Genomic DNA, 16,740 nt, shown 5'->3' on the forward strand with positions numbered 1-16,740 from the left:
ATTTGATTGAAAGTCGGGACGGGCGCTCTTCAGCCCACTGCCGGCCCCTTCAACTCGACCATGTTCCCCTGCGGGTCATACAGATAGATCGACGGACCCTCGCCCTGCGCGCCGTAACGCGAGCCCAGTTCGCCGATGCGCACGCCGTGCGATTTCAGGTGGGCCAGGATCGCCGCCTCGTCGTAATCCTCCACGCGCAGGCACAGGTGATCCATGTTGTGGCCTTGCGCACCCGGCGCGGCGCCACCGTGGCGACCCAGCTTGCCGTCGACGGCGACCAGGTCGATCAGCGAACGGCCGGCGCGCAGTTGCACCAGGCCGATCTCGTCCTGCCGACGCTCCTCGCGGCAGCCGAGCACGTCGCAGTAGAAACGCTGCATGGCGTCGCTGTCGATGACGCGCAACACCACGTGGTCGATGTCGGCGATCCGAATCATGCGCACTCCCGGTCGATGAGGCAGCCGAGCATAACCCAGGGCGGTCCGGCGACTCCCTGAACCGGGCGCCGGCCGGCCGCGACAGCCCCCGTTCCCCCTGTATAATCGCCGCGGTAAACGCATGGTGGGAGAAGCGGCCCGTCCCTCGCAGGACGCGGCCGCTGCCGAAGACGCAACGCCCGTAATCGCTCAGGCCCCCATACCACCATGCGTGAACACTCTGGAGAGAGCGGCTGAAGCCGCCGCCGAAGGGGCACGAAACGCCGCCGCGTTTCCAAACTCTCAGGCAAAAGGACAGAGGGGCGCCCCGCGTGCGGCACGACACGCCAGTCTTCGGATGCCCAGCCATGAGCCACAACCCCACTTCCCTGCGTGACCTCGAAAACCACGGTGCCTTCATCGACCGCCACATCGGCCCGGATGATGCCGAGATCGCGCAGATGCTGCGCGTGGTCGGCCACGATTCGCTGGAGTCGATGACCGACGCCATCGTGCCCGCCTCGATCAAGTCCGCCGCACCGCTGGCCTTGCCCACGGCGATCACCGAAGAAGACGCGCTGGCCAAGATCCGCGCGATCGCCGATCACAACCAGGTGTTCCGCAGCTTCATCGGCCAGGGCTATTACGGCACGCTGACGCCCAACGTCATCCTGCGCAACATCCTGGAAAACCCGGCCTGGTACACCGCGTACACGCCATACCAGGCGGAGATCTCGCAGGGTCGCATGGAGGCGCTGATCAACTTCCAGACGATGTGCGCCGACCTCACCGGGATGGAGATCGCCAACGCCTCGCTGCTGGACGAAGCCACCGCCGCGGCCGAGGCGATGACCCTGGCCAAGCGCTCGAGCAAGAACAAGGGCAACGCCATCGTGGTGTTCGGCGATGCCCACCCGCAGACCATCGAGGTGATGCGCACCCGCGCCGAGCCGCTGGGCCTGACGATCACCCTGGCCGATTCCGCCGAGGCCTGGGATGCCGCGATCGCCGCGGACGACTACTTCGCGGCGCTGATCCAGTACCCGGCCAGCAGCGGCTGGCTGCTGGACTGGAGCGAGGAGGTGGCGAAGATCCACGCCAAGGGCGCGCTGGCCATCTTCGCCACCGACCTGCTGGCGCTGACCCTGTTGAAGTCGCCGGGCGAAATGGGCGCCGACATCGTGATCGGCAACACCCAGCGCTTCGGCGTGCCGTTCGGATTCGGCGGCCCGCACGCCGCGTTCATGGCCTGCCGCGATGCGTACAAGCGCTCGATGCCGGGTCGCCTGATCGGCGTCTCCATCGATGCCGAGGGCAACAAGGCCTATCGCCTCACCTTGCAGACGCGCGAACAGCACATCCGCCGCGAGAAGGCCACCAGCAACATCTGCACCGCCCAGGTGCTGCTCGCCGTGATGGCCTCGATGTACGCCGTCTACCACGGCCCCAAGGGTCTCGCCCGCATCGCTTCCCGCGTGGCGCGCCTCACCGCGATCCTCAAGGCCGGCCTGCAGCAGCTCGGCTTCACCGCCAGCCACCATGAGAGCGCGTTCGACACGATCAGCCTGAAGACCGGCGATCGCACCGACGCCATCGCCGCTCGCGCGGTGGCGCTGGGCGCCAACCTGCGCAAGGCCTGGGACGAGTACCTGTGCATCTCGCTGGACGAAACCACCACCCGCGCCGACATCGAACTGCTGTGGCGCATCTTCGGCGGCGATGACGCACAGTTGCCCAGCATCGACGCGCTGGACGCCAGTGCGCCGTCGCTGATCCCGCAGGCACTGCAGCGCACCTCGCCGTTCCTCACCCACCCGGTGTTCAACACGCATCACAGCGAGCACGAACTGCTGCGCTACCTGCGCGCGCTGGCCGATAAGGACCTGGCAATGGATCGCACGATGATCCCGCTGGGCTCGTGCACGATGAAGCTCAACGCCACCGCCGAGATGATCCCGGTCACCTGGCCGGAATTCGCCAACATCCATCCGTTCGCGCCCGCCGCGCAGACGCAGGGCTACCAGGAACTGATCGCCGGGCTGGAAGCGCAGCTGGTGGAGATCACCGGCTACGACGCGGTGAGCCTGCAGCCGAACTCCGGCGCCCAGGGCGAATACGCGGGCCTGCTGGCGATTCGCGCGTATCACCAGTCGCGCGGCGAAGGCCATCGCGACATCTGCCTGATCCCCGAGTCCGCCCACGGCACCAACCCGGCGTCCGCCCACCTGTGCGGCATGAAGGTGGTGGTCACCAAGTGCGACGCGAACGGCAACGTGGACCTGGAAGACATCCGCGCGCAGGCCGCGAAGCACTCGGCCAACCTCGCCGCGATCATGCTGACCTACCCGTCCACCCACGGCGTGTTCGAGGAAGACGTGGTCGCCATCTGCGACATCGTCCACCAGCACGGCGGGCAGGTGTACACCGACGGCGCCAACATGAACGCGCTGGTCGGCGTGGCCAAGCCCGGCAAGTGGGGCTCGGACGTCAGCCACCTCAACCTGCACAAGACCTTCTGCATCCCGCACGGCGGCGGCGGCCCGGGCGTGGGCCCGTGCGCGGTGCGTTCGCACCTGGCGCCGTTCCTGCCGGGCGCGCTGGGCAACGACGGCGCGCGCACCCAGGGCACCGGCAACGGCGCGATGGTCAGCGCCGCCACCTTCGGCAGCGCGTCGATCCTGCCGATCAGCTGGATGTACATCACCCTGATGGGCCAGCAGGGCCTGCGCAAGGCGACTCAGGTGGCCCTGCTCAATGCCAACTACGTGGCGAAGCGGCTGGCGCCGCACTACCCCACCCTGTACACCGGCCGCAACGGCCTGGTCGCGCATGAGTGCATCCTCGACCTGCGCCCGCTGAAGGACGCCACCGGCATCGGCGCCGAGGACGTGGCCAAGCGGCTGATCGACTTCGGCTTCCACGCGCCCACGCTGAGCTTCCCGGTCTCCGGCACGCTGATGGTGGAACCGACCGAAAGCGAATCGCGGGTCGAGCTGGACCGCTTCATCGACGCGATGATCCAGATCCGTGACGAGATCCGCGCCGTCGAGGAAGGCAAGCTGGACCGCGAGGACAACCCGCTCACCAACGCGCCGCACACCGCCACCATGGTCAGCGCCAGCGAGTGGACCCACGCCTACCCGCGCGAACTGGCCGCCTTCCCGCTGGCCAGCCTGAAGCTGCAGAAATACTGGCCGCCGGTGGCCCGCGTCGACAACGTCTACGGCGACAAGAACATCATGTGTTCGTGCATCCCGGTGGATGCGTACCGGGAAGACGTCGAAGCGTAACCATCGGTCGATCGTCCGATGCGAAGGCCCCGCCACGGCGGGGCCTTTTTTATGGTGGAAAACCCGCGGCTAGAACCCGCGCAGGTCGTCCACCGGCAACGCCAGCTTCGCACCGGTGATGCGTTCCAGGGTGCGGCCCAGCACCTCGACGTTGTTGTCGAAGCTGCCATGCCCCGCGTCGATGGCGACTTCGGGGTGCAGGCAGGTGGGCACCTTGTCGACATCGATGACTTCGGTGCGCTTGCCCAGGCCGGTCTGCTTCGCCACCTGGCGCCAGTTGCCCAACGCCTCGGCCGTGCTGGACGAACCGTCCCAGCCCTTGTACCCGGCGTCCATCACGTTCGCCAGGCCGAGGATCGGCGTGCGCACATCCAGCTCCAGGGCGTTGGACACCAGGTACAGCAGCGACTTGCGATAGATCGCCGCGGTGTTGTCGTCACGCTCGTTGCGGTCGGACAGGATGCCCAGGTAAAGCCGCTGCATCAGGGCATCGTGTGGCGCGTAGTGGCGGTTGGCGAACTGCACCGTGCATGCCGGCGCGTACAGGTGGATAGATGCGGTCTGCGCCTCCAGCCCGCGCGCGGCCAGCAGGTCGACCAGGTAGCCATGGAAGATCGAGCCGGCGGAGTGGCCGACCAGGTGGATCTCCAGCTGGTCGCCCCAGGTCTTGGCCAGGTTCTGCAGCGCCGTCACCAGCAGGTCGCCGCCCCGCGTGGGCAGGCTGGCGGCTTCGGCGTTTTCCTTCATCTCGCTCCAGATCGGCCGCGCCAGCGGACGGCCGACGGTGCGCTCGACGAGGATGTCGGTGGCGTCGCTGATCTTCTCGCGAATGCCGCCGGCCCGCGGCGGCTCGCGCCGGAACTTGTCGGCGAAGATGTCGCCGATCGATTCGAGCATGCCGGTCTTCCAGATCACGAACAGCGGATAGCAGCCGTTGCCGATGAAGTAGCGCCCCATCGCCCGCGCGCGTTCGATCGCCGCGGCCTCGCTGTTGAGTCCGCCGTGGGCATAGATCACCAGCCGCCTGGTCGTCGCCTTCTGCTGGCGGAACCACTGGTCCGGCAGCGTGCACGCCTGGAACAGCAGCGAGCGGCTCATCTCGTCCTGGGTCAGGTAACGCGTCACCCGGCCGTCGTTGCCCAGCACCACGCTGTGCTCGTAGGCGGTGGCCTCATCCCACCACAGGCTGCGGTTGGTGCCGACACGGCTGCTGCCACCCTTGCTGCCCGCCGCGAGCTGGCCCAGCACCACGCCCGACACGCCCATCGCGGCCACCCACGCGTCCATGCCGTTGGCCAGCCAGTCGGCGTAGGTCAGCACGGCGAAACCGCCGCAGCCCCAGCTCTTGCCCCAGGAGTTCTGCACCACGAAGCCGTCGGTGTTGAAACCGACCAGGGCAAAGGCGTGGCCGTCGTCGTGCGAGGGTTTGCCGTCGAACGCGATCACCGGCAGGCTGTCGTGCCCGGCCAGCTTCCGGCGCACGGTCGGCACGTCCTGCCAGCCCTGGTGCGTGTTGGCCGACACGTAGATCGCGCCCACTTCATGGATCGCCGCCTGCAGGTCGCTGATCGTCTTCAGCTCGATGCGGTAATACACGCCCAGCGTGTTGGCGGTGGCGCGGGTGGCGTAACCGAACTTCGGCGGCTGCGTGTCCTCCTGCCGATACGGCCAGTCGACCTCCATACAGACGCCGTGGTGATACCAGCCCTTCAGCGCGCCACGGCAGCTCGAACCGTCGTAGTTCTCGCCCGCGTATTCGTCGTAGCGGCGGGCGAAGTTGTAGAACATGCGCGGGCTGACCGAAGCCAGTCGACCCGGCATCCCGCTCTTGCGCCAGCGCAGGTAGTTGACCACGCAGGCCAGGCCGAAACCGGTGCACGCGCCTTCCTGCCCCTGGTCGAGGATCAGGCCGGCCCCGGTATAGGCCGGCAGGAACTCGCTGACCTGCGCATCGGTGGGGTAACGATCCGGCAGGCTGGCCGGCGGCGGCTGGTAGGCGCGATCGCGCAGGTCGACCGGGTCCTTGCTGGCGTCGAGTTTCGCCGCGCCCGTCGCCGCCGCTGCGACGGCCTTGCGAGCCGCGCCGGACTTGCGAGTCGCACCGGCGCCGCGAACGGCCACCGGCCAGACCGACGCGGCCAGCTGGAACACGTTGCGGAAACTTGCCAGTCCGTAGCTGCCGCCGTTGACCAGCTTGCGTGCCGCCGCGTAGTTGTTCGCCGCCAGCGCCGTGCGCATCCTGTCCGCCGCGTGCGACAGGAACAGCGCCAGCAGCACGGCCGCCACCTCGGGCGCGTTGGCCAGGTCCGGAAAGCCTTCGATGTCGACGCCGATCAGGGCCGCATAGGTGTGGTAGTTCGCCCGCCCCGTCAGCTGCACGAAACCGCGGCCCCGATAGCGCGCGCCGTCGCCGGGCTGGTCGTTGCCCAGCGACTTACGCCCGTCGTAGGCACTGAACGCGGGCAGCCCCGGCGTGGTGTTGAAGTGCGAGGGAAACTCGGCGATCGGCACGAAGCCTTCGCTCTCGGCGCGGATGGTGCCCAGCGCGGCGCAGATCATCATGCGGTCGCGCAGCCCCGCCGCGCCCAGCGCCGCCGCCACGTAAGGCAGGTAGCGCACGATGTTGGACTTCTTGGTGGCCGGGAACAGCCGCTGCACCGCGTCCACCGTCAGCGGCACCGCCATCGGTTGTGGTTGCATCATGCCGAGCAGGCCTTGGCAGCACGGCCCAATCACCGCATCGGCGACCATCCCGATGCCGGCCTGCCATCGCCGCGCCGCCGCGTCGACCTGCTCGTCGAAAACGTCGCCCGTCGCCAATCCCGGAAAGTCGCGCGCGTCGTCGCCGAGCACCCCGGCCAGGCGCTTGCGCAGCGTGGCGACATCGTTCCCGGAATTCCCCTTGACCAGCAGCAGTGTTGCCATGACGTATCTCCCCTCGTCCGTGGTGAAGGCTACGAAACACGGCGGCAGCATACGCTCGGTTCGGGGGCCGCACATGGCCCGCGGCGCAGGGAAAAACCGGCCACGGCAACGGGCACGAAGCGTGCCAGCGAACGCGATCTGCCGGCGTCGATCGCCGGCCCGACAGGCCTGGCGCCGGTCAGCTTGCCGCCACGATGCAGTCCCGGCCCTGCTGCTTGGCCCGGTACAGCCGCTTGTCGACGCTGTCGAGGAAGCCGCGCAGCTCGTCGGCATGCGCGGGAATGCAGGTGGCCGCGCCGACGCTGATGGTCAGCACCGGGCCGACCGCGGACTGCGCATGGGGAATCTGCTCGGCCAGGATCAGGTCGCGGCAGCGGGCGGCCAGCTTGTGCGACGCCGCCTCGTCGGTTTCCGGCAGCAGCAGCACGAATTCCTCGCCGCCGAAACGCGCCAGCAGGTCGCGTGCGCGGGTTGCGGCGGAAGCCAGCAGCCAGGCCACGCGCTTCAGGCAGGCGTCGCCTTCGAGGTGGCCGTAGCAGTCGTTGTACTGCTTGAAGTAGTCGATATCGATCATCAGCAACGACAGCGGCTGGCGGTTGCGCCGCGCGTTGCTCCATTCCAGTTCCATCAACGCATCGAAGCGACGCCGGTTGGCCACGCCGGTGAGACCGTCGCGGAAGGACAGCTCCTCCAGCTCCTTCTGCAGGCTCGCCAGTTTCTGTTCGGTCTGCTTGCGTTCGCTGATGTCGAACATGAAGCCGATCAGCGAATCGACCGAACCGTCCGCCCGGCGCACCACGTGCACCACGTCGCGAATCCATACGTAGTGGCCGTCGCGGGTCAGCGCCCGGTAGTCGGCTTCATGATCGACACCGGCCTGTGATTGCGCCACGCAGAAATTCAGCACCCACTCGCGATCCTGTGGATGCATTCGGCTGGCCCAGTCGCCCACCGTCTGCCAGCTCGCCGGGGTCCAGCCCAGCAGCGCCTCGATCTGCGGTCCGATATAGGCGAACTGCTTGCTGTCCCAGTCGATCTTCCAGGGAATGGCCTTGGTGGACTCCAGCAGTGTGCGGTAGACGGTGCTGTCGGGTTCCAGCTTTTCGAAATCGGCCATCGCTCTCGGACTCAAGCATGAAGACGGGTCACCGCAGCTGCGGCGATCGCGCCAGCCGGCGCGCAGACGCAAGGTACATCGTCCGCCGGGCGTATCGCCAATCGCACCAGACGGCGCCCGCTGGTGCAAGCGGGCGCCGTCCCGGGCGAGCGGATCAGCCGCCGTTCTTCGCCAGCCACGCGTCGATCGCGGGCAGCCGTTCCTTGCGCACCATCTGCCGGTACTGGATGTTCGCGATCACCGTCTCCGCCGCGCGGCGCGAGCCCTTGGCGATGTGCGCGTCGGCGTAGGCGTTGATCTTGTCGATCATCGCCGGATCATTGGAGCTGGCGCCGATGCCGGGGTAGTAGCGGCTGCTGGAGGTGGAGTCGACCAGCTTGTCGATCTGCGCCCGGTGCGCCATCGCGAATTCCCAGGCCATGTCGGGGTGCTCGTAGCCCACCGCACGGATCATGCCGGCGCTGTTGGTGGCGCCCGGTTCGTCGGTCAGCGCCAGCTCCAGCGCGCGTTTGGCCAGCGCCTTGTCCTTGCTGATCGAAAGCAGCGCGTACAGGCGATCCTTGATCAGCGGCGTGGTCTCGGCCTTGGCCTTCGCATGCAGCTTGTCCCAGCCCGCCGCGTCGGCGTTGCGTGCCACCACCGCATAGATGGTCTTGCGCAGGGCCGCCGGCACGGCCTTCGGATCGGTGTCCTGCGCGGCGTAGCGACGCTGCACTTCGCTGATCACGTCGGCATCGCCGAGGTCGGCCAGCACGCCGATCAGCTGGGTGCGCAGGATCGTGGTGGGGTCGCCCTCGTCGGCCTTCGCCTCCCAGCCCACGCGGGCAAACACCGGCTTCAGCTGCTTGATCGCGAACGCATCAAGACGCGCCTGACGCGCGTCGTCGCCACGGTAATAGCCGTGCAGGCCGGAGAAGCTGCCGGCGATGTCGCCCCAGATCTGCGGGTCGGCATCGGCCGGGGTGACCTGGGCCAGATCGAGGTAGCTGGACGCCGGCTGCAGGCCGGCCATGCCCAGCGCCCAGCTGTCGCCCATCAGGCCCATCTGGTCGATCGGCGCCAGCTTGGCGAACTGGCCCTTGATCGCGGCGAATTCCGCCGGCGTGTACAGCGTGCGGTAGTAGCCGCTCTGCCCCGCGTTCACCAGCACCGGACCGCAGCCGGCCACGTCCAGCGTGGCCTTGCCGTCCACCACGGTGCGGGCGACCTCGCTGCCGCCGATGCTCTGCGCGATCACCGGCACGTGCCACTTCAGCGGCGTCTTGTTCGGGCGATCCTTGGTGAACTCGCCCTGGCTCAGGGTCAGCGTGGTCTTGCCGTTGCTGCACGCGGACGAGGCCACGCGGATCAGCGGAATGCCCGGCTGCAGGGTGAAGTCGTGCGCAATCTGGGTGACCGGCTTGCCGGCCGCGCCCTGCACCGCCTTCCACAGATCGTCCGACACCGTGTTGCCGTAGGCGTGGGCCTTGATGTAGTTGCGCACGCCGGCGCGCCAGGCATCGGGGCCGACATAGGCTTCCAGCATGTTGATCACCGCCTCGCCCTTGGCGTAGGTGATCGCGTCGAACGCCTGGCTGGCCTGCTCCACCGTCTCCACGTGTTGCACCACCGGGTGCGTGGTGGCCACGGCATCGCGCGACATCGCGCCCTCGCGGGTGCCGACGGCGTCCAGGTCAGTGTGCCATTCCGGGTGCAGCTTCTCGGTGGTGCGCGCGGCCATCCACGAGGCAAAGCCTTCGTTGAGCCACAGGTCGTCCCACCAGCGCATCGTCACCAGGTCGCCAAACCACTGGTGCGCCATTTCGTGGGCGGCGGTGTTGAACACGTTCTGCTTGTCCGACTGGGTCGAAAAATTCGGGTCCAGCAGCAAGGCGTATTCGAAGGTGTAGATCGCGCCCCAGTTCTCCATCGCCGAGAAGAACTGGCTGCTGCCGGGCGAGGCGATGTTGTCCAGCTTGGGCAGCGGATACTTCACGCCGAAATAATCGTTGTACTCGCGCAACACGTCGCTGGCCGATTTCAGCGTGAAACCGGCCTGCGACTTCTTGCCCTTCTGCGTGATCACGCCGATCTCGGTGCCGTCGGCCATGGTGGTGGCGCGCTCGAACTCGCCCAGACCGAAGAACAGCAGGTAGGTCGACATCTTCGGCGACGGCTGGAAGGTCACCTGGCTCATGCCGTTGCCCAGGTCCCTGGTCGAGGCGACCGGCATGTTGCTCACCGCCATCTCGTCGCTGGGCACGGTCACGGCGAGGTTGAAGGTGGCCTTGTACGCCGGCTCGTCCCAGGACGGGATGAAGCGGCGGGCGTCGGAATTCTCGAACTGGGTGTACAGCGCGCGCTTCTTGCCCGCGGTGGTGTCGTAGTCGATCGCGAACAGGCCATTGGCCTGGGTGCCGATCTTGCCGGTGTAGCTCATCGCCAGCTGGTAGGTGCCGGCAGGCAGCGGCTGGGCAAAGGTGAACGTCGCCGTCTGCGCCTTCGCATCCACCGTCACCTTGGGCGCGGCGATGGCGATCTTCAGCTTCGTCGGGGTCAGGCGCACCGACGAGAACGTCATGTCGATCGCGTTGAGCGTGATGCTGTGGGTCGGCTGCAGCACGTCGACGGTCACCGTCACCTGGCCGTCGAAGCTCAGCTTGTCCGCATGCGGCGTCACCGCCACGTCGTAGTGGCTGGGCCGCACCGTGCGCGGCAGCTGGGTGGTGGCCAGGTCGGTCGCGGACGTCGCCGCCGGCGTGGCCGCCATGGCAGTCATCGAAACGCCAGCGAGCGCCAGGGCGATCGCGGAAACCAGCAAGGTGCTGCGCATGAGTATCTTCCGTGTCAGGGTGGGCGAAGTGCGGAATGCCGCAGCTTGCCGGCGGAAGCCGTGGCGCTGCAGGCGCAATTCCCGTGATGGTGGCGCGCCGTCCGATCGGCGGAAACCGCCGGAAGTCATGGAGTGTGCCGGCGGCCGGTCAACGCGCCGCCCCCGGCGGCGTTCCTGTTCCGGCATGCCGCCGCTCGCCCGGCACGACATGGCAGTACCCCACCGCCGGCCTCCCACACTGAAGGACACCGTCATGAACCACGCTTCGATGATCCGCCTCGGCCTGCTCAGCCTGATCGCCTGCACTGCATTCGCCAGCGCCAGCGCGATGGCCGCCGACACCACCGTCCCCGGTCACCCCCGCGTCAACGAAGTCAATCAGCGCATCGACCACCAGCAGGCGCGCACCGCGAAAGGCGTCGCCAACGGCACCATCACCCCGCAGCAGGCAGCCAACGACCAACGCCGCGCCGCCAACATCGCCCAGCGCGAAAGCGCCGCCGAAGCGAAGCACAACGGTCACCTGACCAGGGGCGAAACCCGCCGCCTCAACCGCGCGGAAAACCGCAACAGCCGCGCGATTCACCGCCAGCGCCACTGATCGCCCACGGGCAAAAGGCCCCGGCAACGGGGCCTTCAGTCATGGCGGCGCGACTATCGCCAGCCGGCAGCGCGCGCCGCGCGTTCCTGCTGCGCATTGAAGACATCGCCGCGCAAACGCGCATCGACTGCGTCCTGCACCGCACCCGGCATGCTGCTCGCTGCCTGGCGCAGGTCGCCGCTTTCGGACGGCGCCATCACGCTGAGCACCGGCAGTGTCCAACCCGTCTGTTCGTGACAAGCCAGGCCAGCGCGTGCCGGTGCCGCGTGCAACACGAAGGTGCGGCAGATGTGTCCGTCCGCGCTGCGGAAGCTGAGGCCGATGGCAACTGGCGCCTGCGCGTCCGGCTCGCTGGCCAGCGACTCGTCCAGCGCATGGTTCAAGGCACCTGCGGCGAAGGTCTGGCCACCGTGCATGCGCACGAGATCGTCATGGGATCGCCAACTCCACAAGGCTACGGCGAGCAACGCCACCGATGCGGCCAGCGCGGCCCCGGGCAGGAACCAGCGGCGGCCGGTGGCGCCGCGACGCGTCGATCCGGCGCGCGGGGCGATCGGTGTCACCGTGGCCGGTCGCGGCTGCAACATCGCGGAAAGATGCGCGGGCACCGCTTCATCGAGCACCGCATCGAAGGTGGTGCGCAACCGGTCGTTCACCTCGCGCATCCGCTGCACGCGCACGGCAAGCGCGGCGTCATGGGCCAGCGCGGCGTCGACTTGCGCGGCGGCCTCGGCATCGATTTCGCCGTCCACGTAGGCCTGCAGGATATCGTCGTCGATCGGAGTCATGCGTCTTTCCCAAGATGGGCCTGCAACGTTGAGCGGGCGCGAGCCAGACGGCTGGTGACGGTGCCCACCGGCACTTCCAGCAGCTCGGCAGCCTCGCCGTACGACATGCCCTCGACCAGCACCAGGGCTACCACTTCGCGATGGTCCGGCGGCAACGCCGCCAACGCCATCGCCAGTTCCAGCCGTTGCGCGGGCTGGGCGTTGCCGCTATCCACGGCCATCTCACCAGCCTCCTCCGGCGCGAACAGATGCTGCGACCGTCCACGCGCGCGCAGCTCGTCCCGCCAGGCGTTGCGCGCAATCGCGAACACCCACTTGTCCAGCGGGGCATCCGGCCGCCACTGTGCAGAGCGGGCCAGGGCGCGTTCCAGCACGATCTGCACCAGGTCGTCGGCATCGGCCACCTGGCCCGCCAGTGCACGCGCCAGGCGACGCAGGCGCGGCAACAGCGGGATCAGTCCTTCGCGTACGGCGTCGCTCGAATTCACGCATCACCTTCCACTACGTCCGCCGGGGAGGATTCCTTCCCTCGTGCGCAGCGGCGCGGTTCGAGGGCGTAAAGCGGGGCCATGCTAGCATCCGGCCCGGTTGTTCCCGAGGCCGTTGGCCATGCCCTTGCGCCGTCCGTCCGCCCTGCTCTTTTCGTTGTTGACCATCGCGTCTTTTCTGGTCGGCGCGACATCGGTGCAGGCACAGCTGCTGGGCCCCGTGCAGCGTCTGCCCGACCTGCAGGCACCCGGCGCGGGCCTGCCGCCCGTGCTTTCCACACCACCTTTGCGCAGCATGGACGACCTGCTGCGCGGGTCGCTGTCGCTCACCCGAAAACTGCAGATCGACGTGCTGCGCCGAAGCGAGTCGCAGCGCGTCGATGTCGATCCCCAGGGCGCGCCGATCCTGCGCGGCGAATTCCTGGCGACGGGCTTGTCGGGTGCGCCACTGGACGCGGTGCGGGCGCTGGGGTTCAGCGTGGATCGCGCGACGCCGGCCGACGCGACGCTGGGGCTGGATTTCGTGGTCCTGCACGACACGCGTGCACGCAGCACCGCCCGGGCCATGCGCGCCCTGCGGCAGGCTGCCCCGGATGCCGCGTTCACCTACCAGCACCTCTACCTGCCCGCGGGTGCCGATGACGTTGCCGCCGCGGCGACCCCGGCGGCACCATCGTCCAGCGCACCGCCGCAGCGCGTGGGGCTGATCGATGGCGGCGTCGATCCGTCCGATCCTGCGCTGGTGCGCGCACGCATCGAGCGGCACGGCTGCAGCGCGGCGAATCCGTCGCGGCATGGCACCGCGGTCGCCGCGCGCCTCGTCGCCGGCGCCCCCGACACGCTGTACGCCGCCGACCTGTGGTGCGGCGACGCGGTCGGCGGTGCCACGTCGAACCTGGTGGACGCGCTCGCCTGGATGGCGCGCGAGCACGTGGCGGTCATCAACATCAGCCTGGTCGGCCCGGACAACCCGGTGCTGGCGCGGGCGGTGCGCGCGATGATCGCGCGTGGCCACGTGCTGGTGAGCGCGGTCGGCAACGACGGACCCGCGGCGCCGCCGCTGTTCCCGGCGGCGTACCCGGACGTGATCGGCGTCAGCAGCGTCGACGCGCGCGACCGCGTGCTGCCCGAATCCGGCAGTGGCGACCAGGTGGATTTCTGCGCATCCGGCGTGCTGGGCAGTGGCCGCAACGCGCTGCGCGGCACCTCGTTCGCGGCACCGATCGTGGCGCGCAAGGCGGCACAATGGCTGGACGCGCCCCGTGCCGGCGCCGCCGCCGACGTGCAACGGCACCTGGCCGGCGAAGCGCGCGATCTCGGCCCTGCGGGACGCGATCCACGCTATGGCAACGGGCTGCTATCGCCCTGAACCTGAATCAACGCCGACCGCCGCCGGCCGGCAGGGAAGGATCGACGAGGCACGAACGTAGTGGATGGTGGAAGCCGCGGATTCGCCGCCGGCAGGAGATCCACCATGCGCAGCACGCCTCTCCATCGCAACGCTCTCACCACCGCCTTGTTCGCCGGTGCGTTCGCCCTTGCCGCGATCATCCCGGCGCATGCCCAGGTTCTGGGCGGCGGATCGCTCACCGGCGGCATCACGGGCGGGCTCGGCAGCCCGGTCAGTTCCACCATGGGCCGCATCGGCGGCCAGATGAGCGGCTCGGCACAAGGCATGGGCAACCTCCAGGCGCCCGACATCAATCAGGCCGCCGCGGCACGACGGGCCGAACGCCTGCGTCGCCACGCCGCCGCCACCGCGACATCGGCGAAGGACGCGGCAACGGGCGCTGGCCAGTCGTTGAACGGCCAGGCCGGCACGGACACGGTCGCCGGCCTCACCGGAGCCGCGGGTGCGAACGCCGGCAACGGCGACGCGGCACTGAATGGCACGGGCAACCTGGCTGCATCGGGAGCCGGCACCGCCGATGCCTCGGGCATGCGTCATGCCGTGAGGGGCACGGCAGCCGACACCGTCGGCCAATCGCGTTCAGCCGTCTCGACGGCCAAAAGCAGCGCCCGCGGGGCATTGAATCAGGTACAGAACGCCGCCGGCAATGCATCCGCCAACGCCGAAGGCACGGCTGATGGTTCGGCCAGCGCCGGCCTCAGCACAGCCCCGCAAGCCACTGCCACCGCCGCCCAATCGGCCCGCACCGCCGGCTCGCTCGGCACCGACGCGAGCGGCAGCGCATCGCAGGCCACCTCGACCGGCGCAAACGCCACGCCCCAGCCGTCGGGCCATGCCGCCACACCGTCGCCGGCTCCGCTGTCGCCGACCTACAACGCCGTGAGCAGCGCGGAGGACAAATCGATCGACCTGTCCGGCTCGGGCAACGCCAGCGGCAGCGGCAACGCAGGCGCCAGCTCGACCTCCGGCAATCACGGCTCCGCCCATGCCAACGGCGCAGCCGGCGGCCACGCCAGCGCACACGGTTCGGCCCGTGACGGCGTCAGCACGTCCGCGCAAGCCGACGGACACGCCGGCGCCAGCGCGAACGCGCAGCAGCACTAAGTCAGCCGCGCTGGAAAGCAGGAGCCTCCGTCCGGGGGCTCCTGCGTCGGTGCACACAAAGAAAAGCCCCGAATCCGGGGCTTCTCGTGGCACCCCTCGATGGGGCTACTCCTCCGGCGCCGGTTGCATTTTCTCCAACACATCCTCGAACTCGGCAATCGTCGACTCCAGCGCGCCATGCAGCTTGTTTTGCTGATCCATCAGTTCCGCAATCCGGTCCGCCTGCTTCAGCTTCGACAACTCGCCGTCGTACAACAGCCACGACGCGGTCAGCGCCTCCACATTGTTCTTGGAGTAATGCCGCATCTCCTTCAACTGCGCCAGCGTGTCGCCGATGTGGTCGAGCGGCGTCTTGGGATGTTCGTCGGACATGAGGCGTCTCCTGGTGCGGTTGATCGCTGCAACCACCGTAGTGCGGCAGGTGCGAAGCCCAGGTCAACATGATGAAAAGCCCCGCCGGAGCGGGGCCTTCCTGTCGTGGCAGAGCGTGTTCCTACAACGTTGCGTCAGAGCTTGCGCCAGTGATCCGGGATGCGCTTGTCCGACAGATGGCGAACACGCGCGACATGCAATGGACGGTCGGCATGGTGACCCTGCGCCCAGGTGATGGCGGCCGCCTGAGTAGTGGTCGTGTGCAGCGGATTGGCAGAGTGCGCTTCTTCAACGCAGTAGTGCGCCACCCCGTGCTCCACGATGAACAGACTTTGATTCATGACTTTGGCTCCCGGTGAAAACTGGCACGCGGCCAGTGCGCTTGACCGCACCTTGTCCGATGGTCGGACAGGTTCGTGATCAGGCCTGTACGGGCCCAGTCGGTGCCGGATCGCTCGCCGGTGCAGGATTGCGCGGCCCGCGGGCAAAACGGGCTGCCAGCGCCTTGCGCGCCTCGTCCAGCCCCTGCCCCTTGCCAGCCACCTTCAGCACCGCGTAACCCTCCAGCGCATTGGTCATCAGGTCGCTGCCCACCGCCATCTCGGTATCGACGCCGCGCTGATGCAGCTTGCCCAGCCGCACCAGGCGCGGGCGCAACGCATCCAGCGTGGCGATGTCGCGCTGGTAGCCTTCCAGATCGAAATTACGGGGCAGCACGCCGGGATTGTCGGCGAACACGTGGCCGGCCTGCCGGCAGAACGCCTCGGACTTGTCTCCCATCTTGGTCAGCCCGTGCCGCTGGTCCGGCGTCAGCGCGATCAGCGAGGCCAGGCCCGTTTCCAGCGCGGTCAGGGCATTGTCGATGGCCGTCAGTGCATCGGCGTTGAAGTCGATATCGATCAGGTTCTGGGACATGTTCACTCCTTTGAATGAGTTGCGGATAAGCCAGCTTCGTTGGCCGGCGCGGCAGCGTAACGTGCCACCCGCCAACTACTCACACATCACCCGTAGGCAAAAAAGGCGCCGTTGCGTAGGCGCACGACTCGCCCGCCTGCGCGGACAACCCCTCGCCCACACCAGCGAACGGCGCGAGCGCCGGGAAAAGCACGGCTTCACCGGAAAAGAGCCAGGAGCCGACCTCATAGAGTCACGCGCGACCGAAAAAGAACCGCGCGCCGACGAAAGAGCGCCACGCGCGGCTCTGTCGAGTGCTGCATTCCACCGAAAAAGAGCCTCGCTCCGATGAAAAAGACCCAAGCGCCGATGGAAAAGAGTCGGGCATGGCTCTGCGGAGTGCCAGGTGCGGGGCTGTCAGTCCCGCGTTCGGGACGGAAAGAGTGGCGTTTGGGTGTGGCAGGACCCGCAATTGGCTCTTTCGCCTCCACGCCTGCGGTCCGGGCGACCCGACCCACGTAG

13 protein-coding genes and 2 riboswitches are annotated in these 16,740 nt (G+C 68.2%); of the genes, 4 read left to right on the top strand and 9 right to left on the bottom strand.

Going from position 1 to position 16,740, the window contains the following annotated elements:
- Window positions 1–29: 29 nt before the first annotated feature.
- On the bottom strand, window positions 30–437 hold the full coding sequence (locus AC3A56_RS10250) for a VOC family protein (RefSeq protein WP_487770237.1): 408 nt from the start codon (window positions 435–437) through the stop codon (window positions 30–32).
- Window positions 438–552: 115 nt separating this feature from the next.
- A riboswitch (glycine riboswitch) is annotated at window positions 553–652 on the top strand.
- A 1-nt stretch (window position 653) separates the two neighbouring features.
- Window positions 654–739: riboswitch (glycine riboswitch) on the top strand.
- Window positions 740–877: 138 nt separating this feature from the next.
- Here AC3A56_RS10250 and gcvP point away from each other — a divergent pair.
- A complete protein-coding gene (gene gcvP / locus AC3A56_RS10255; protein WP_487770294.1) occupies window positions 878–3,706 on the top strand; it encodes an aminomethyl-transferring glycine dehydrogenase in 2,829 nt (942 codons plus the stop codon).
- Window positions 3,707–3,775: 69 nt separating this feature from the next.
- Here gcvP and AC3A56_RS10260 read toward each other — a convergent pair whose 3' ends face one another.
- From AC3A56_RS10260 to AC3A56_RS10270, 3 genes are all read right to left on the bottom strand, one after another.
- The gene (locus tag AC3A56_RS10260) at window positions 3,776–6,631 is read right to left on the bottom strand and encodes a C1 family peptidase (protein WP_487770238.1); all 2,856 of its coding nucleotides are present in this window, start codon (window positions 6,629–6,631) and stop codon (window positions 3,776–3,778) included.
- 178 nt (window positions 6,632–6,809) lie between these two features.
- The gene (locus AC3A56_RS10265) at window positions 6,810–7,748 is read right to left on the bottom strand and encodes a GGDEF domain-containing protein (protein ID WP_487770239.1); all 939 of its coding nucleotides are present in this window, start codon (window positions 7,746–7,748) and stop codon (window positions 6,810–6,812) included.
- Window positions 7,749–7,902: 154 nt separating this feature from the next.
- On the bottom strand, window positions 7,903–10,560 hold the full coding sequence (locus AC3A56_RS10270; protein ID WP_487770240.1) for a M1 family metallopeptidase: 2,658 nt from the start codon (window positions 10,558–10,560) through the stop codon (window positions 7,903–7,905).
- A gap of 253 nt (window positions 10,561–10,813) precedes the next feature.
- On the opposite strand from AC3A56_RS10270, the gene AC3A56_RS10275 reads away from it, so the two are divergent.
- Window positions 10,814–11,161 carry a hypothetical protein gene (locus tag AC3A56_RS10275; protein ID WP_487770241.1) on the top strand — a complete coding sequence of 116 codons (348 nt, stop codon included), beginning with the start codon at window positions 10,814–10,816 and terminating at the stop codon, window positions 11,159–11,161.
- Between the two features lie 53 nt (window positions 11,162–11,214).
- Here AC3A56_RS10275 and AC3A56_RS10280 read toward each other — a convergent pair whose 3' ends face one another.
- Together AC3A56_RS10280 and AC3A56_RS10285 are read right to left on the bottom strand one after the other, a co-directional pair.
- On the bottom strand, window positions 11,215–11,949 hold the full coding sequence (locus AC3A56_RS10280) for an anti-sigma factor family protein (protein ID WP_487770242.1): 735 nt from the start codon (window positions 11,947–11,949) through the stop codon (window positions 11,215–11,217).
- Entirely contained in the window at window positions 11,946–12,437 is a 492-nt protein-coding gene (locus AC3A56_RS10285; RefSeq protein ID WP_487770243.1) for an RNA polymerase sigma factor, read from the bottom strand. The genes AC3A56_RS10280 and AC3A56_RS10285 overlap by 4 nt, the downstream gene beginning before the upstream one ends.
- Window positions 12,438–12,558: 121 nt before the next feature.
- Here AC3A56_RS10285 and AC3A56_RS10290 point away from each other — a divergent pair, with 121 nt between their 5' ends.
- Both AC3A56_RS10290 and AC3A56_RS10295 read left to right on the top strand, forming a co-directional pair.
- Window positions 12,559–13,806, top strand: a complete 1,248-nt coding sequence (locus AC3A56_RS10290) for a S8 family serine peptidase (RefSeq protein ID WP_487770244.1) — start codon at window positions 12,559–12,561, stop codon at window positions 13,804–13,806.
- Between the two features lie 105 nt (window positions 13,807–13,911).
- Entirely contained in the window at window positions 13,912–14,952 is a 1,041-nt protein-coding gene (locus tag AC3A56_RS10295) for a hypothetical protein (protein ID WP_487770245.1), read from the top strand.
- Between the two features lie 105 nt (window positions 14,953–15,057).
- Here AC3A56_RS10295 and AC3A56_RS10300 read toward each other — a convergent pair whose 3' ends face one another.
- The 3 genes from AC3A56_RS10300 to AC3A56_RS10310 form a co-directional block, all read right to left on the bottom strand.
- On the bottom strand, window positions 15,058–15,324 hold the full coding sequence (locus AC3A56_RS10300) for a hypothetical protein (RefSeq protein ID WP_487770246.1): 267 nt from the start codon (window positions 15,322–15,324) through the stop codon (window positions 15,058–15,060).
- A 134-nt stretch (window positions 15,325–15,458) separates the two neighbouring features.
- The gene (locus tag AC3A56_RS10305) at window positions 15,459–15,665 is read right to left on the bottom strand and encodes a hypothetical protein (protein ID WP_056717574.1); all 207 of its coding nucleotides are present in this window, start codon (window positions 15,663–15,665) and stop codon (window positions 15,459–15,461) included.
- A gap of 79 nt (window positions 15,666–15,744) precedes the next feature.
- On the bottom strand, window positions 15,745–16,239 hold the full coding sequence (locus AC3A56_RS10310; RefSeq protein WP_487770247.1) for a hypothetical protein: 495 nt from the start codon (window positions 16,237–16,239) through the stop codon (window positions 15,745–15,747).
- Window positions 16,240–16,740: the final 501 nt, after the last annotated feature.

It is taken from the genome of Rhodanobacter sp. Soil_C_14 (genome assembly GCF_057657335.1).

Bases quoted from the DNA above. Each gene is read 5' to 3' on its own strand.
- AC3A56_RS10275 (WP_487770241.1), top strand. From the start codon at position 10,814: ATGAACCACGCTTCGATGATCCGCCTCGGCCTGCTCAGCCTGATCGCC.
- AC3A56_RS10260 (WP_487770238.1), bottom strand. From the start codon at position 6,631: ATGGCAACACTGCTGCTGGTCAAGGGGAATTCCGGGAACGATGTCGCC.
- AC3A56_RS10305 (WP_056717574.1), bottom strand. From the start codon at position 15,665: ATGAATCAAAGTCTGTTCATCGTGGAGCACGGGGTGGCGCACTACTGC.
- AC3A56_RS10310 (WP_487770247.1), bottom strand. From the start codon at position 16,239: ATGTCCCAGAACCTGATCGATATCGACTTCAACGCCGATGCACTGACG.
- AC3A56_RS10265 (WP_487770239.1), bottom strand. From the start codon at position 7,748: ATGGCCGATTTCGAAAAGCTGGAACCCGACAGCACCGTCTACCGCACA.
- gcvP (WP_487770294.1), top strand. From the start codon at position 878: ATGCTGCGCGTGGTCGGCCACGATTCGCTGGAGTCGATGACCGACGCC.
- AC3A56_RS10280 (WP_487770242.1), bottom strand. From the start codon at position 11,949: ATGACTCCGATCGACGACGATATCCTGCAGGCCTACGTGGACGGCGAA.
- AC3A56_RS10250 (WP_487770237.1), bottom strand. From the start codon at position 437: ATGATTCGGATCGCCGACATCGACCACGTGGTGTTGCGCGTCATCGAC.
- AC3A56_RS10300 (WP_487770246.1), bottom strand. From the start codon at position 15,324: ATGTCCGACGAACATCCCAAGACGCCGCTCGACCACATCGGCGACACG.
- AC3A56_RS10290 (WP_487770244.1), top strand. From the start codon at position 12,559: ATGCCCTTGCGCCGTCCGTCCGCCCTGCTCTTTTCGTTGTTGACCATC.
- AC3A56_RS10295 (WP_487770245.1), top strand. From the start codon at position 13,912: ATGCGCAGCACGCCTCTCCATCGCAACGCTCTCACCACCGCCTTGTTC.
- AC3A56_RS10270 (WP_487770240.1), bottom strand. From the start codon at position 10,560: ATGCGCAGCACCTTGCTGGTTTCCGCGATCGCCCTGGCGCTCGCTGGC.